Source organism: Neobacillus sp. NPDC093182, from assembly GCF_044754045.1.
The window spans coordinates 21,251-36,381 of sequence record NZ_JBIVOI010000028.1; the positions used below are offsets into that span (position 1 = coordinate 21,251).

Here is a 15,131-nt window from a genome sequence, read left to right on the forward strand (position 1 = left end):
GTGCTATTTACATCAAGAGCAAACAAGGTGGACGTCAAGGAAGAGTAAAATCAGACGATGGAATCATTGATTTGAATCTTGTTATGCCGTCACCAAACAACAAGAAAGAAGGCTCAAATCCTGAACAACTATTCGCAGCAGGTTACTCAGCTTGTTTCGATGGGGCTTTAAATCTGATTGCCAGAAAAAACCAACACAAAATTGAGTCATCTGTTACAGCGGCAGTAAGTTTATTGAAAGACGGAGTGGACGATGGGTTTAAAATCGGTGTAGTTCTACATGCACATATTAATGGTGTTTCTCAAGAAGTAGCCGAACAATTAGTGAAAGAAGCTCATGAGTTCTGCCCATATTCAAAAGCAACAAGAGGGAACATTGAGGTTTCATTAGAAACAACAGTAGAATAGTAAAAAAGAACCTATTTGCACTGCGGCTGCAAATAGGTTCTTTTTGTTTCGTTATTTTTGATTATAAGTATGCATGGCTTTTAGTACCATTTGTTAGTCAAGCTAACAAAAACCGCTCTTTCATCCTCTCCAGACCATCACGAATGTCTAATTCTTGGTCCTGCATTCTTTTTAACATAGGCGTAAGAGTACCTGAGTCTATCAAGCTGTTATTTTCTTTTGTATGTACGTATACCTTTTTATCCCGGCGGTACTTTTCTTCGGAATCCACTCCTCTACGTTTGACCAGTTTCTTTCTCAAACGATTTAATAAATCTTCAATATCCTGGTATTGATATAATATACAAGAATATAAACTATTTCTTAAGAAGAGGATTATGTGATAAAAGATAATTTCGAGGGTGGTACGAGGAATAAACTTTAACTGGCGCTCTTATGCTAATGGAGGCTGCTCAAGGGCAGCCTATATATATATCATTAACAACTTCAACCACAACATCTTCATTATATCGTTATCATTATTAATGTTATCATTGACATATCCTGTTTTTAATCCGGACGCATTTGCTTCATCAGTATCTATATGCATATCCAATGCAAAAGTTAATACTTGATTAAAAATAAGACTGCGCTCTCCTTCCGTTTTATTTTTCAACCGATTGATCTTTTGCTGCTAACCAGAAAGATACTGCAATCGAAAGAACGACCACTAATAAGGGGGCATAAAAGATAAGAAATTTTTCTAACATTACTGACGCTCCTTACACATGATTGTTTCGTTTTCCTTGGACATATTCTTTGTTGAACAAAAATAATTTTAGCAGCAAATACAAGGACGGTAAGAGTAATCCAAGACTGGCAATAAAAACGATAATCAATGAAATCGCCATAGATCTATTCGTAAAACCATCGTAAATGGTTAAATGGGGATACAGTAAATAAGGATAATGAGAGACTCCATAGGCAAAAAAAGCAAGCAGAAATTGGCCAATCATCAGCCAAACGGCCGTACCATACCCTCGGCGCTTCCAAATCAAATAGGTGGTCCCTGCGAAAAAGACAACCGACAAGGCAAACAGCCACCATAAATTGATTAATCGCTCGTAATGCTCAGGATTATGTCCAGCAAGCTCTACGATAATCCCAGAAGCTGTAATCATCGATGGAATTGCCCAAATGAGAGCATATTTACGCATCAGATTAGCAGCCTGCTCATCTTTTGCATAATGGGCATACCAGGTTAAAAATACTGCTGAAATGTATAGCACTGCTGATAGGCTTAATACGACAATACTCCAGCTTAATGGGCTCATAAACAACTTCCCATAATCAATCAGTGGCCCTGAATTTTCCAGTGTTACGAAGCCTCCTTCAGAAATTGTAAGCACAATCGATAGAGAGGCTGGAATCAGCAATCCAGAAAGTCCATAGAGGACAGCATAGCGTTTATGTTTCAATCCACCGTAAGTGGTAAACGCATAATACGACCCGCGGATCGCCAATAGAATGATGGCAAAGCTTGCAGGTACAAGCAGGACGGTTCCATAGTAGTAGGCTGACTTTGGAAAAAAGCCAACAATCCCAACAAAGAAAAACACGAGGAAAACATTCGTGACTTCCCAAACAGGCGATAAATACCGCTGAATGATTTTAGTCAAGATATGCTGGCGATTGGTGACAATACTATAGGCATTAAAGAATCCCGCTCCAAAATCAATCGAAGCAATGATTACGTACCCAAAAAGAAACAACCATAACACTGATATTCCAATGACTTCAAGCGTCATATCAGGTTACCCTCCCTTCGGATGCACGGTCTGACAATTCCTGTTCAACCGTATTCTTTTTAAACATCCGCGCTAGAACGACCACACTTGCAATTCCAAGGATAAGATATAGGCCAGAGAATAGGACCAGCATTAAATCTACCCCGTCAGCCGTTGTAGCTGCATCTTTGGTCTTCATAATTCCTCGTAAAATCCAAGGCTGACGTCCTACTTCATCCAGCCACCAGCCTGCTTCAATGGCCAAGATTGATAGCGGTCCCCCTAAAACCACCAGCCAGCGGAACCAGTTGGATGAGACCAGACTCCACTTTTTCCAAACTCCGATCAAATAAACACATGATAACAGAGTCATCCACATTCCAATCGTCACCATGGTGTCAAACAGGTAATGGATATAGAGCGGCGGAACTTCATCTTTCCTAAATTGATCAAGTCCAATGACTTCCGAATTAGGATTGCTATGAGCTAAAATACTGAGGGCAAACGGAATTTTAAGCGCATACTCTACTTCCCCATTATCAAGAACACCATACAAAATCAGTGGTGCACCCTCATGTGTTTCAAAATGCCATTCAGCTGCTGCTAATTTCTCTGGCTGGTATTTTGCCAAATATTTTCCGGAGAAATCACCAATAATGGCAGTAGCAATCGAAAAAACCAATCCTAATTTCATCGTCAAATGCAAAGCTTTTTTGTGATAGATATGGTTAGACCCCTTTAAAAGCCGAAAAGCGGCGATAGACGCCAGAACAAAAGCCGCAGTCATATAGGCTGTCCCAAGAACATGGGCCACTTTTGTCGGCATTGCTGGATTAAACATGGCCACAATCGGACTCACATTGACCACCTGCCCCTTTACCAAATCAAACCCCTGGGGAGCATTCATAAATGCATTGACAATCGTGATAAAAACAGCTGAAAAAGAAGCGCCAATTGCAACAGGAATCAATAGAAGCAGATGCTTTTTCTGATTCTCAAATCGTTCCCATGTATAAAGATAGATACCTAAAAAAATCGCTTCAAAGAAAAACGCAAAGGTTTCCATAAATAACGGCAAAGCAATTATATTCCCCGCCAATTCCATAAAACTCGGCCAAAGCAGTGAAAGCTGTAAGCCAATTGCGGTGCCTGTCACCACACCGACGGCAACCGTTATCACATAGCCGCGGGTCCAGCGTCTGGCTAATAAGATATAGTGTTCATCCTGTTTTTTTATCCCTACCCATTGGGCAATCATGATCATCAATGGAATACCAACACCAATGGTTGCATAGATGATATGAAACGATAATGTTAATTCTGTGAGGACACGGCTGAAAAATACCGCTTCTTCATTTACCATTTTGCCAATCACCTTTCTCTAGCCCGAAAAAATCCGTCCAATGAACGATAGACCTATAATAAATGCAACAATAAAACTCAACCAAACTAATACACGTTCCTGTTTCTTATAGATTTTTATCACTCCCGAAACGTACTCACTTACATTATCGTTCCCAAATTTACCGGCCCCAAAACTCTTACCGTAGGAAACTCTCCTTTTGACCCTATTACCTTTACTGTTTCGTTTGCCGCAAATTCTCCAGGCTGGGAAAGATTTTTTAATACAGTTAATTCAGCACCGATGCCTTAACATGTTCTGGTTTTAAGTGAATATGTCTGCTTGAAACTCCTACTGGAATCAATATAACATCCCCATTCCTTTTTTATACATCTGATAATAATGTTGCCATTATACATTTCGAACATACCCACGCGCAGCGTTACACCAACAGGGTCAGACCACTTATAATACTTTAAAGCGTTAATGCTCTCGGGGACTGTCCCCTCCTCCACCTAAAAAGCAAAAATAAACAATAATAGCATCCGGCTCAGCTACTCTCCCTTTCTCTTTTATTCTTTTAATCTTTTAATCTTTTAATCTTTTGATTTTCCGATTTTCGGCTTGTTTGGTATGGAGAAATTGTTCAAAGATTAAAGGATTGAATGCTCCTCCGGGACATTTACGAGATACTTGTGGGTTTGTCTATAGTGTTACTCCATATGATCCTGAAGTTTATAAAATACTTGTTGTAGAAATGTTGGAAGAGGCTGGCGTTAATCTTCTAGTACACAATTTCGTAGAACATGTTGAAACAAAAGGCAACACGATAAAACACGTTGAAATCTCGTCAAAATTTGGCCGTCATCAAATTCAAGGCAGCATTTTTATCGACACAACAGGTGATGCTGATATTGCTTATTTATCCGGGGCACCTACTCTCAAAGGACGAGATGAAGATCAAAAAACTCAACCTATGACAATGAAATTTCGAATGAGAGGTGTGAATCTAAGTAAAGTAAAAGATTATATGATACAGAATCCAAATAACTTCCTAAGTAAAACACCAATTAAAGACTTGCCCAATCTACCATTGACGGCTGTTCAGGGTTTCTATAAAGAGTGGGAGCAAGCAAATTTACTATCAATCGAGATCAAGTGTTATTTTCTACAGGACCTGCAGAAGATGAAGTACTTATCAATATGACAAGAGTTCAAGGACTAGATGCTACAAAAGTGGAAGATTTAACGAAAGCTGAATATGAAGGTAGAAAGCAAGTTTTAATGGTTGCTGACTTTTTAAAAGAATGGATACCAGGATTTGAACAAGTTTCCATTTTAAGTGTAGGTGCTCAAATAGATTCGCAAGTCGCGTATTATTGAAGGTAAATATATCTTACAAAAAGAGGATGTGATATTGGCTTTAAAATTTGATGATGTTATTGCTAGAAGTGGATACCAAATTGATATTTACGCTCCTAGTGGAAAAGGAATAGAGATTGGATAGGTAAAGGGTGACGGAGCTTTTGATGTTCCTTATTGCTGTTTAGTACCTAAGAAGATTACCAATCTTTTAGTAGTAGGTAGATGTATGTCTGCTTCTCATGGGGCATTAGCTACGACACGTTTAACTCCTAGTGCTATGGCTACTGGACAAGCAGCCGGGACAGCAGCTTCACTTGCTTTAGACAGTAAAGTAAATCCAGCAGACATAAATATTAAACAACTGCAAAAAGAACTATTGAAAGATGATGTAGTACTTTTATTAATTAGAACTAAAAAATCATCAATAAAATCCGAGTCAAGATGTTTATAAATCAGCTTGACTCGGATTTTCCCTTATTCTCTTCTTATTTAATATAGCTGCTCCGTTAGCTTTAGTACAATTCTTTACAATCTTCTCCATACTTTAACAATATATCTAATTTCCTTATAAAGTTTTATTCCACAATCTGGCCGATAAAGAAGGACGCCTTCTTATCAAGAATGGCGCTCTAATATAGAAGATAGATCACTAAAATTCAAAAGAGACCTTCGATTAAAACCCTTGTTCATTGAATTAGTATAGTGTTTTTACTCAACCTTAATACGCTTGTTTCATCAACTCTATAATTTTGCAAGTTATTTTTTCTCACATTTCCCCCTGTTCTTCTTCTTCATAATGAAACTTTTTATCCGACCACAATTCTTTTGGATATTGCCATACTGGCACTTTTAGTCTTTCGTTCCCATGTGTATCTTGGGAATATGAGAGCAACAGATATGTATCCGTATTTCTATAAATTGAATAATTTACTTTATGTGGTTAACCATCTAAATATATTAGTAAAAGTTTGGGTTCATCCTTTAATATGAACGTGCGTATTACAACATCCGAAAAATTATTGAATTTTCCTCTGAGTTATGCTTTGTTCTCTTCGATATATTTGCTTATAGAACTCATGATCAGAAAAACAGAAAAACCCATATCCTTAAAGATACCGGTTTTTCTGTTTTATTGATTTATGAAAATCCCTTAGTTTAGCCCTCCATCAGAAAATCGTGTTGACACTTAGAGAAGTTGGTGATGCCACCACGTCATGGTCCACATCACATTGCTCCTATAAATCTTAGCTTAGGCCAGCTTTTGTTAATCCATACGCTTTGTCAGCTGATCCTGGTACTGTTTGGAAAGCAACATTAACACGGTTCCAAGCATTAATTGCCATAACTGAGAAGGTAAGATCTGATAACTCTTTTTCTGAAAACTGACCACGTACACGGTCATAAATGTCATCAGGTACACCCTGCTCAGGCATTTTTGTCAAAATCTCTGTCCATGCTAGTGCCGCACGCTCACGTGGACTAAATAGTGTTGATTCACGCCAAATTGGGATGTGGTAAAGACGAAGCTCTCTCTCACCATGGATTTTAGCTTCTTTAACGTGCATATCTAAGCAAAAGCCACATCCATTCATTTGTGAAGCTCTGATGTGCACTAAATGACGGATTGATTCTTCTATTGAACTTTCCTTCTCTTGCATGCTAAGTTCCATCAATTTTTTAAAAAATTCTGGTGATTCTTTCATATAATTAATACGTTCAGTCATAATTGGTATACCTCTCTTTTCCTTATTAATTGTAATCAATGTATAAACATGTAACTGTAAATTCACAACTAGAAGATCAAACTGTAAAGATTATCCCGAATTAGAAGTACCTTATCCGCTGTCATCTTCACCTACATTTGACTTCATATATATAACGACTAAGTGACTCATTCTGTGACAAGCAGTCAATTAAAATTAGGTTAGTTCGTTCCCATTCAATGATTATTCCTACGTTTACCTACTATTTACAATCCCCCTTGATTAATAATTGTTTACATTCAGATGAAGTATTAGTTGATGTTATGGAAGCAGCTAACCTTTTGTAATACTACTTCCTTTACTTCTCCATCTACACCTATATAACGACCAAGTGATTCATTCTGTGACAAGGTGTTCAATTAAAAGAGTTTTTAAAAAATTCTCTTTCTTTTTTATTAATTATCAGGTTAACCGTTTTTCCATATTATTTTAAAGGTATACATATTTGGAATGTAGTTGAAATGTTATGTATGATAAAAATTTATTTAATCATACATGATACGGGTTTTCCATTTATAGCGAATACCATATGTTATAGTAACAATCAGAAGTACTCGTAGATGTATTTGACCTGTTCGAGTCACGGGGGTATCTTTACCAAAAAGAAAACGACTATAACCTGCTAATTCCATTATTGACTTCAAATGGAATTAGCATAGGCTACAATCGCAAAAAGTTCATCGTTAGTGGTGGCTGATCAAGCAATTTGTGTTTGAATCACCTCTATGAAACAAAAACTTATTCATTATTTAGCAATTTTATTATTAAGATTTAATAGGCTAAGCTGAACAGTCCTTTAATATGTGACAAATAACGTATGTTACTTGCTTCTTTCATTAGAGTAGCTGGCAGCCCTTTAAGTGGAATTGAGTTGGCTCCAATAGTAGCAACACCATCTTTACGACCTAAGCTTGCAAGTGTACCTGAGTTAATTGGTGCAAACTCTTCAAATGTTTTGTCTTGTAAGTATGCAAATAGATTGTAACCAACAAGTTCACCCATTTGCCAAGCATTTTGTGCAGTAGGTGCGTATGGACGACCACCTTCTGGAGGAAAGACAACAGCACTGTCACCGACAATAAATACGTCATTATGTGAATTAGATTGAAGAAAACTATTAACAGTTGCACGGTTACGATCTACTTCAAGACCTGATTCTCCAACTATAGGAAGGCCTTGTACTCCACCTGTCCAAATGAAAGTATTTGCTACGATTTTGCGGCCATCTTTTAAGCCGATTTCATTTCCTTTAACATTTGTTACAGGAAGACCTATTAAGAATTCAACGCCGCGGGCTTCTAAACTAGCCATTGCACTTTTAATTAATTTATCAGGTAAAACTGGGAGAATTTTTGGACCAGCTTCTACGAGCATGATTTTCAATTCTTTAGGATCAACACCATAGCCTTTAGCAACTTTAGGTATATTATCAACGATTTCACCAACTAATTCAACACCAGTTAATCCACCGCCGCCTATTAGAATTGTTGCATCTGCTTCATTTTTCGTTTGAGCATATTCACGGATGCGATCTTCAAAATGATTGTAAATGTTGTTTGCATCAGCAACAGATTTTAACACCATGCTGTTCTCTTCAAGTCCTGGAATGCCGAAGTAAGCAGTTTGACTTCCTAAACCAACAACAAGGGCATCATAAGTTAAAGTAGAACCATCGGCAAGCTTCACTAGTTTATTGTCTACTGAAAAAGATTCAACCTCTGAAATTTTAAGATCAATATCTTTTCCTTTGAAAAGTTTTTCTAAAGGTATAGAAATAGCTTGTTCAGCAATTGTTCCCCCTGCAAGGCGGTGCAGTTCAGTGATAATTTGGTGAGTTGGATATTTGTTTACCACTGTTATTTGTGCTTCAGCTTTATTTAAATATTTGCGAGCGGTTAAAGCAGTTAGAAGTCCGCCATAACCCGACCCTAAGATGACGATATGTTTAGACATAGTTAATCCTCCGTTCTTACTTTTGAATATTAACTAGTATTATTTATTATCTCGTTCTGCAGTAATTTGTAGATAAGTGTTTACAAAACGGAATAGCTTCTGGACTTGTGGATCTTTTAACATTTTTAAAAGACCAAAAAGGCCTAACACTTCGTTGCTTTCCTCTGCACGATCTTTTGCTTCAATAGCAATTGATGCGATTTTTTTTACTGTGTGTGTTACAGGTTCTAATATTTCTTGTATCGCTCCAACAGTATCATTTTTTAGTACTTCATCAGTAGCGACAGATTGAGCAAAGTCATATGACTTAGTCAAAATATTTACAAGTTCAGTCAATTTTGGAAGCTGATCTACTAACGTAGTCAAGGACTCCTGAACCTCATGTTTTAATAGCCGTTCAAGGATATCAAGTTGTTCTGGATTTGCTGACAAGTATAGTGTTTCTTGTTTAGGCTTTGTTTGAGTAATTGTTTCTGACATTTCTAATTCTCCTTTGCGTATAGTAATATCCTAAATATAAGGAGCTAAAGAGGCTACCCTACCTATAGTAACAGTGGAATCTCCAACGGTTAATACGTTTGTGAAGTATTGCACAAATCATTCGAAAAAAAAGTTGGCTGTGAGATTATAAAGAACCCACAGGATTCCTACCGTAAGCAAGGTTACGAATAAAACGAGCTGAGGAGCAATTTTGTGACAAAGTATAATATTTTTTTCTTAATACGGGTTGGTTTTAAGATTTATTAAAATCTATTAGCAACATCTTTTGCTTTTTTAATAGCTTTTTCTTTAATTGAAGTAGCTAGATCAGGATCTGCATTTATACCTTCAACAAAGATAGTTTCGTAGTTTGATATTCCTAGGAACTTCACAATGACACCTAGATGGCGATCACTTATTTCCATTCCGGCAAAATCAGTGCCCGGAGACAACACCATTCCACTTGCTTGAATATGAACTGCCTTTTTACTATTCAGTAAACCCACTAGTCCTGTTCCAGGGGTATAATTAAAGGTTTTACCTGCAACACAAATGGAGTCAATATAGGCTTTCATAACTGGTGGAAATGAGAAGTTCCACACTGGATTTACAAATACATACTTATCCGCTCCAACAAATTGATCAACTAATTCACCTAGACGACCCACTTTAGCTTGTTCAACACTAGACAATTGATTAAAAGCAGTTCCTTTACGCAATTTACCCCAAGCGCCAAGTACATCCGCATCAATTTGAGGAATATTCATTTTAAACAGGTCAAGATGAACGACTTCATCATTCGGATTATTTTCACGATAAGTCTCAATAAATTCTTTACCTACTGCTAGACTATAGGAATTTTCTTCATTCAATGGATGTGCTGTTATATATAGTACTGTTGACAAAGCATATCACCTTTTTCTTTGATTTTTTAGCTCAATAAGATTTGTTCAAAGTTTTATTCCAATTAATCTACAACCATCAATAACTACTGTTTTTATCAAATTAGAGATGAGGTTTTGTTATGGAAATAGGCTGTACAAAAGCGGGCGTCAAACGAACGGTTTGCCAGCTGTTCTACACCGAGTGCCATAGAAAGTGCTGCAAAAACTGATTATCCAAGCGAAGGAACCCTAAGGATACAGTTCATTAGTATACTTAGACATAGCTCTTACAAATGGTTAGCTAAGGCCCGCTTTAGTCAATCCAAACGCTTCGTCAGCTGATCCTGGTACCATTTTGAAAGCAACCATGGATTTTAGCTTCTTTAAGGTGCATATCTAAGCAAAAGCCACATCCATTCATTTGTGAAGCTTTGATGTGAACTAACTGAAGGGTTGATTCTTCAATTGAACTTTTCTTCTCTTGCATGCTAAGTTCCATTATCTTTTTAAAAAATTCTGGTGATTCTTTCATGTAATTAATACGTTCAGTCATAATAGGTATACCTCTCTTTTCCTTATTAATTGTAATCAATGTATAAACATGCAACTGTAAATAGACAACTAGAAGATTTGAATGATTATCCCTACGTTTACTACTAGTTACAATCCCCCTTGATTAATAATTGTTTAAATTCAGATGAAGTATTAGTTGATTTATAGATGAAGCTAACCTTTTGTAAACTGCTTCCTTTACTTCTCCATCTACACCTATATAACGACTGAGTGATTCATTCTGTGACAAGGTGTTTAATTAAAAGAGTTTTTTAAAAATTCTAGAGAATGTTATCCTCTACGCTTTGCAATCCAGTCATTCCATCTAAATTATTAGTAAAAGTTTGGTTTCATCCTTTAATATCAACGTGCGTATTACAGCATCCGAAAAATTATTGAATTTTCCCTCTGAGATATGCTCCGTTCAAATATCAAAAAAACAGAAAAACCCATATCCCTAAAGATACCGGTTTTTCTGTTTTATTGATTTATGAAAATTTCTTAGTCTAGCCCTTCACCAGAAATCGTGTTGACACCAAGAGAAGTCGATGATGCCACTACCTCATGATCCATTTCACATTTGGCTCATATAACTCTTAGCTTAGGCCAGCTTTTGTTAATCCATACGCTTTGTCAGCTGATCCTGGTACCGTTTGGAAAGCAACATTAACACGGTTCCAAGCATTAATTGTCATAACTGAGAAGGTAAGATCTGATAGCTCTTTTTCTGAAAACTGACCACGAACTCGGTCATAAATGTCATCAGGTACACCATGCTCAGGCATCTTTGTCAAAATTTCTGTCCATGCTAGTGCCGCACGCTCACGTGGACTAAATAGTGTTGATTCACGCCAAATTGGGATGTGGTAAAGACGAAGCTCTCTTTCACCATGGATTTTAGCTTCTTTAACGTGCATATCTAAGCAAAAGCCACATCCATTCATTTGTGAAGCTCTGATGTGCACTAAATGACGGATTGATTCTTCTATTGAACTTTCCTTCTCTTGCATGCTAAGTTCCATCAATTTTTTAAAAAATTCTGGTGATTCTTTCATATAATTAATACGTTCAGTCATAATTGGTATACCTCTCTTTTCCTTATTAATTGTAATCAATGTATAAACATGTAACTGTAAATACACAACTAGAAGATCAAACTCACATTTAGCTCATATAACTCTTAGCTTAGGCCAGCTTTTGTTAATCCATACGCTTTGTCAGCTGATCCTGGTACCGTTTGGAAAGCAACATTAACACGGTTCCAAGCATTAATTGTCATAACTGAGAAGGTAAGATCTGATAACTCTTTTTCTGAAAACTGACCACGAACTCGGTCATAAATGTCATCAGGTACACCATGCTCAGGCATCTTTGTCAAAATTTCTGTCCATGCTAGTGCCGCACGCTCACGTGGACTAAATAGTGTTGATTCACGCCAAATTGGGATGTGGTAAAGACGAAGCTCTCTCTCACCATGGATTTTAGCTTCTTTAACGTGCATATCTAAGCAAAAGCCACATCCATTCATTTGTGAAGCTCTGATGTGCACTAAATGACGGATTGATTCTTCTATTGAACTTTCCTTCTCTTGCATGCTAAGTTCCATCAATTTTTTAAAAAATTCTGGTGATTCTTTCATATAATTAATACGTTCAGTCATAATTGGTATACCTCTCTTTTCCTTATTAATTGTAATCAATGTATGAACATGTAACTGTAAATACACAACTAGAAGATCAAACAGTAAAGATTATTCCCGAATGAAAAGTACCTTATCCGCTGTCATCTTCACCTTCATTTGCCTTCAAATATTTAACGACTAAGTGTCCCATTCTGTGACAAGCAGCCAATTAGAATTAGATTGGTTCGTTCTTATTCAATGATTATCCCTACGTTTACCTACTATTTACAATCCCCCTTGATTTTAAATTCAGATGAAGTATTAGTTGATCTTTTGGAAGCAGCTAACCTTTTATAATAATGCTTCCTTTACTTCTCCATCTACACCTATATAACGACAAAGTGATTCATTCTGTGACAAGGTGTTGAATTTAAAGAGTTTTTAAAATTCTCTCTCTTGTTAACCGTTTTCCATATTATTTTTAAGATATACATATTTGGAATGTAGTTGGAAATGATATATATGTTAAAGATTTATTTAAGAAAAAAATACTATATTTTGTCACAAAATTGTTACCCAGCTCGTTTTATATGAAGCCCATGCTATGAATTAGTGAATGGTAGAAAGAGAATGGAAGTGAAAATATGCAAGAAATGTACGAAAAATATAAAAAGTTGCTGTTTAAACTCGCCTACCAACTGACAGGAACGGTTTCAGATGCGGAAGATGTTGTCCATGACGTCTTTTTAAAATTATATGACGTACCTCCGGAAAAGTTGGGTGAACCTAAAGCTTATCTTTGTAAAATGGTAACAAATCGATGTTATGATTTACAAAAAACAGCTCGCAAGAAGCGAGAACAATATTTTGGAGAATGGCTTCCTGAACCCTTATCTAATTCTGAAGAAGATTCAATGGACTCAGTCATCCGTGACGATGAATTATCTTATGGGATACTTGTGCTACTTGAAAAGCTTTCACCAACGGAACGTGTCGTTTTTGTCCTTCGTGAAGCACTTAGCTTTGAATATCATGAGATAGCAGAACTCATAGAAAAAAGCGAAGCGAATTGCCGCAAATTATTCAGCCGTGCAAATGCAAAGATGGGGATTAATTCTGAAGAGGAAGTTCATTCTGAAGCTGCTTCTCAAGATTTGGTTCATGATTTTATAATAGCACTCAAACAAGGGAACCTGAATCAGGTCATATCTATGCTTGATCAAAATGTTGTACTGGTCTCAGATGGTGGTGGCAAAGTAACCGCGGCTGTTGAACCAATTGAAACACGAGATTATGTTGCAGAGTTTCTGTTTGGCCCTGTACGTCGGGCATCAATGATTGAGGGAATATCACATATTGAAATCAGTCAAATTAACGGCCAACCCGCTCTTATTCTTCGTTCAAACGAAGGTATTCACACAGTCGGGATGATTCATGTCGAAAATAATATGATTCGCAACATTTATATGGTCCGTAATCCTGACAAGCTGAAACATGTAAGAATATGAAATAATTTATTACAAAAAACACACAAAGAGATCGTATAAAATGAAATATATCAGAACGGAGCAATAATGTGGCCCATGGAGATTGTAATAGCAGCGGATGATTACCTTTCATTATCTTATAAATAACTTAAAAGCTTAAAGGGCTAGGAGATAGCCGTTTAAGCTTTTTTAATTAATTCTATATTAGAGTTACATGTTAGATATTGGTCATTTAATTAGTTTGTAAACTACTTTCTAGCAACAAAAACCTACCTTCAAAATAAAAAAATGAAAGTAGGTTTTCATAACTTTACTCAAACTTACTATTTAATATCTCTTCAATTCTCAACAATTCTTCATCTGAAAACTCTAGATTCATTAATGCCCCAACATTTTCTTCAATTTGACTCACTTTACTAGCACCAATAATCGCTGACGTTATACGTCCGCCTCTTAATACCCATGCAAGTGACATTTGAGCAAGACTCTGTCCTCGTTCTGCCGCGATATCATTTAGTCGATTCGCTTTATTAACAAATTCTTCCGTTACTTGATTTTTTCTTAAGAAACTAGTGGAACTAGCGGCTCTCGAATCAGCCGGAATCCCATTTAGGTATTTGTTCGTTAATAATCCTTGGGCTAATGGAATGTAAGCAATAGAACCAACACCATTTTCTTCTAAAACATCCTGTAAACCATCTTCTATCCAACGGTTAAACATTGAATAGTTTGGTTGATGTAATAATAGGGGCGTTCCGAGATTATCAAGGATTTTAATGGCCTGAGCCGTTTGTTCTGGATTGTAATTAGATAGCCCCACATATAATGCCTTTCCTTGACGGACGATAAGGTCTAAAGCGCCCATGGTTTCTTCAAGTGGAGTATTCGGATCTGGACGATGTGAATAATAAATATCCACATATTCTAGTCCCATACGCTTTAGACTTTGATCAAGACTTGAAATAAGGTACTTCTTTGACCCCCAATCTCCATACGGTCCATCCCACATTTTGAAACCAGCCTTAGTTGAAATAATTAATTCATCCCGATAAGGAGCAAAGTCCTTTTTTAAAACGGAACCTAACATTTCTTCTGCAGAACCTGCCGGTGGTCCATAGTTATTTGCTAAATCAAAGTGAGTGATACCTAAGTCAAATGCCTTACGTAGCATAGCACGACCATTTTCAAAAGGATCAACGCCTCCGAAGTTATGCCACAATCCTAAAGAAATTGCAGGAAGTAAGAGTCCGGAATTTCCAGTTCGATTGTATTTCATACTTTCATATCGATTTTCATTAGCTTGATATACCATGTAATATCCCCTTTTTCTTATTAAATTGGCTTCTCCTAAAAGTTCATTTATGAGCCTGTTTGTTTAATTTTGTACAAGTTTAAAAAATATGTTATTTACAAATCCCCTAAATGTGGTTTCCTATTTTGTTTCACTCCATCCATTAATCACACTCTCATATATAACGAATCTGACATACTTTTTGTGACAATTCACTTTT

16 protein-coding genes and 3 pseudogenes are annotated in these 15,131 nt (G+C 36.6%); 5 read left to right on the forward strand and 14 right to left on the reverse strand.

Features of this window, described 5'->3' with window-relative positions:
* The first annotated feature begins 71 nt into the window (after positions 1 to 71).
* Positions 72 to 407 carry an Ohr family peroxiredoxin gene (locus ACIQAA_RS31045; protein ID WP_402627412.1) on the forward strand — a complete coding sequence of 112 codons (336 nt, stop codon included), beginning with the start codon at positions 72 to 74 and terminating at the stop codon, positions 405 to 407.
* Positions 408 to 504: 97 nt separating this feature from the next.
* On the opposite strand, the gene ACIQAA_RS31050 is transcribed toward ACIQAA_RS31045, so the two are convergent.
* From ACIQAA_RS31050 to ACIQAA_RS31075, 6 genes and pseudogenes are all read right to left on the reverse strand, one after another.
* Positions 505 to 708 carry a hypothetical protein gene (locus ACIQAA_RS31050; RefSeq protein ID WP_402627414.1) on the reverse strand — a complete coding sequence of 68 codons (204 nt, stop codon included), beginning with the start codon at positions 706 to 708 and terminating at the stop codon, positions 505 to 507.
* 162 nt (positions 709 to 870) lie between these two features.
* A pseudogene (locus ACIQAA_RS31055) lies at positions 871 to 1,062 on the reverse strand (hypothetical protein); the annotation flags it as partial.
* The gene (cydS, locus tag ACIQAA_RS31060; RefSeq protein WP_373459811.1) at positions 1,052 to 1,156 is read right to left on the reverse strand and encodes a cytochrome bd oxidase small subunit CydS family protein; all 105 of its coding nucleotides are present in this window, start codon (positions 1,154 to 1,156) and stop codon (positions 1,052 to 1,054) included. The gene cydS and the pseudogene ACIQAA_RS31055, both read right to left, overlap by 11 nt.
* Positions 1,157 to 1,168: 12 nt before the next feature.
* Positions 1,169 to 2,194 (reverse strand): cytochrome d ubiquinol oxidase subunit II, encoded by a 1,026-nt coding sequence (locus ACIQAA_RS31065; RefSeq protein ID WP_402627417.1) that lies wholly within the window; start codon positions 2,192 to 2,194, stop codon positions 1,169 to 1,171.
* Between the two features lies 1 nt (position 2,195).
* On the reverse strand, positions 2,196 to 3,536 hold the full coding sequence (locus tag ACIQAA_RS31070; RefSeq protein ID WP_402627420.1) for a cytochrome ubiquinol oxidase subunit I: 1,341 nt from the start codon (positions 3,534 to 3,536) through the stop codon (positions 2,196 to 2,198).
* A gap of 161 nt (positions 3,537 to 3,697) precedes the next feature.
* Positions 3,698 to 3,882, reverse strand: a pseudogene (locus ACIQAA_RS31075) (PduL/EutD family phosphate acyltransferase); the annotation flags it as partial.
* A 294-nt stretch (positions 3,883 to 4,176) separates the two neighbouring features.
* Here ACIQAA_RS31075 and ACIQAA_RS31080 point away from each other — a divergent pair.
* The 3 genes and pseudogenes from ACIQAA_RS31080 (at position 4,177) to ACIQAA_RS31090 (ending at position 5,331) form a co-directional block, all read left to right on the forward strand.
* On the forward strand, positions 4,177 to 4,722 hold the full coding sequence (locus tag ACIQAA_RS31080; protein ID WP_402627422.1) for an FAD-dependent oxidoreductase: 546 nt from the start codon (positions 4,177 to 4,179) through the stop codon (positions 4,720 to 4,722).
* Positions 4,719 to 4,898: an FAD-dependent oxidoreductase gene (locus ACIQAA_RS31085; protein ID WP_402627425.1), complete on the forward strand. Its 180-nt coding sequence runs from the start codon at positions 4,719 to 4,721 to the stop codon at positions 4,896 to 4,898. Before ACIQAA_RS31080 ends, ACIQAA_RS31085 begins: the two co-directional genes overlap by 4 nt.
* 28 nt (positions 4,899 to 4,926) lie before the next feature.
* Positions 4,927 to 5,331 (forward strand): annotated as a pseudogene (locus tag ACIQAA_RS31090) (FAD-dependent oxidoreductase).
* A 793-nt stretch (positions 5,332 to 6,124) separates the two neighbouring features.
* On the opposite strand, the gene ACIQAA_RS31095 reads toward ACIQAA_RS31090, so the two are convergent.
* From ACIQAA_RS31095 to ACIQAA_RS31125, 7 genes are all read right to left on the reverse strand, one after another.
* Positions 6,125 to 6,604: a carboxymuconolactone decarboxylase family protein gene (locus ACIQAA_RS31095; RefSeq protein ID WP_402627427.1), complete on the reverse strand. Its 480-nt coding sequence runs from the start codon at positions 6,602 to 6,604 to the stop codon at positions 6,125 to 6,127.
* Positions 6,605 to 7,414: 810 nt separating this feature from the next.
* Positions 7,415 to 8,596 (reverse strand): NAD(P)/FAD-dependent oxidoreductase, encoded by a 1,182-nt coding sequence (locus ACIQAA_RS31100; RefSeq protein ID WP_402627430.1) that lies wholly within the window; start codon positions 8,594 to 8,596, stop codon positions 7,415 to 7,417.
* A gap of 39 nt (positions 8,597 to 8,635) precedes the next feature.
* Positions 8,636 to 9,076 carry a DUF1641 domain-containing protein gene (locus ACIQAA_RS31105; RefSeq protein WP_402627433.1) on the reverse strand — a complete coding sequence of 147 codons (441 nt, stop codon included), beginning with the start codon at positions 9,074 to 9,076 and terminating at the stop codon, positions 8,636 to 8,638.
* 263 nt (positions 9,077 to 9,339) lie between these two features.
* Complete coding sequence (locus ACIQAA_RS31110; RefSeq protein ID WP_402627436.1) at positions 9,340 to 9,981, reverse strand: NAD(P)H-dependent oxidoreductase; 642 nt, start codon at positions 9,979 to 9,981, stop codon at positions 9,340 to 9,342.
* Positions 9,982 to 10,294: 313 nt separating this feature from the next.
* On the reverse strand, positions 10,295 to 10,513 hold the full coding sequence (locus tag ACIQAA_RS31115; protein ID WP_402627438.1) for a carboxymuconolactone decarboxylase family protein: 219 nt from the start codon (positions 10,511 to 10,513) through the stop codon (positions 10,295 to 10,297).
* Between the two features lie 595 nt (positions 10,514 to 11,108).
* The gene (locus ACIQAA_RS31120) at positions 11,109 to 11,588 is read right to left on the reverse strand and encodes a carboxymuconolactone decarboxylase family protein (RefSeq protein ID WP_402627441.1); all 480 of its coding nucleotides are present in this window, start codon (positions 11,586 to 11,588) and stop codon (positions 11,109 to 11,111) included.
* A 104-nt stretch (positions 11,589 to 11,692) separates the two neighbouring features.
* Entirely contained in the window at positions 11,693 to 12,172 is a 480-nt protein-coding gene (locus tag ACIQAA_RS31125) for a carboxymuconolactone decarboxylase family protein (RefSeq protein ID WP_402627441.1), read from the reverse strand.
* Between the two features lie 605 nt (positions 12,173 to 12,777).
* On the opposite strand from ACIQAA_RS31125, the gene sigJ reads away from it, so the two are divergent.
* Positions 12,778 to 13,641, forward strand: coding sequence for an RNA polymerase sigma factor SigJ (gene sigJ, locus ACIQAA_RS31130; protein ID WP_402627444.1), 864 nt, complete (start codon positions 12,778 to 12,780; stop codon positions 13,639 to 13,641).
* Positions 13,642 to 13,930: 289 nt separating this feature from the next.
* On the opposite strand, the gene mgrA is transcribed toward sigJ, so the two are convergent.
* Positions 13,931 to 14,932: an L-glyceraldehyde 3-phosphate reductase gene (gene mgrA, locus ACIQAA_RS31135; protein ID WP_402627447.1), complete on the reverse strand. Its 1,002-nt coding sequence runs from the start codon at positions 14,930 to 14,932 to the stop codon at positions 13,931 to 13,933.
* Between the last annotated feature and the right edge of the window lie 199 nt (positions 14,933 to 15,131).

Bases quoted from the DNA above. Each gene is read 5' to 3' on its own strand.
- cydS (WP_373459811.1), bottom strand. From the start codon at position 1,156: ATGTTAGAAAAATTTCTTATCTTTTATGCCCCCTTATTAGTGGTCGTT.
- ACIQAA_RS31065 (WP_402627417.1), bottom strand. From the start codon at position 2,194: ATGACGCTTGAAGTCATTGGAATATCAGTGTTATGGTTGTTTCTTTTT.
- ACIQAA_RS31070 (WP_402627420.1), bottom strand. From the start codon at position 3,536: ATGGTAAATGAAGAAGCGGTATTTTTCAGCCGTGTCCTCACAGAATTA.
- ACIQAA_RS31085 (WP_402627425.1), top strand. From the start codon at position 4,719: ATGACAAGAGTTCAAGGACTAGATGCTACAAAAGTGGAAGATTTAACG.
- ACIQAA_RS31095 (WP_402627427.1), bottom strand. From the start codon at position 6,604: ATGACTGAACGTATTAATTATATGAAAGAATCACCAGAATTTTTTAAA.
- ACIQAA_RS31100 (WP_402627430.1), bottom strand. From the start codon at position 8,596: ATGTCTAAACATATCGTCATCTTAGGGTCGGGTTATGGCGGACTTCTA.
- ACIQAA_RS31105 (WP_402627433.1), bottom strand. From the start codon at position 9,076: ATGTCAGAAACAATTACTCAAACAAAGCCTAAACAAGAAACACTATAC.
- ACIQAA_RS31115 (WP_402627438.1), bottom strand. From the start codon at position 10,513: ATGACTGAACGTATTAATTACATGAAAGAATCACCAGAATTTTTTAAA.
- ACIQAA_RS31120 (WP_402627441.1), bottom strand. From the start codon at position 11,588: ATGACTGAACGTATTAATTATATGAAAGAATCACCAGAATTTTTTAAA.
- ACIQAA_RS31125 (WP_402627441.1), bottom strand. From the start codon at position 12,172: ATGACTGAACGTATTAATTATATGAAAGAATCACCAGAATTTTTTAAA.
- sigJ (WP_402627444.1), top strand. From the start codon at position 12,778: ATGCAAGAAATGTACGAAAAATATAAAAAGTTGCTGTTTAAACTCGCC.
- mgrA (WP_402627447.1), bottom strand. From the start codon at position 14,932: ATGGTATATCAAGCTAATGAAAATCGATATGAAAGTATGAAATACAAT.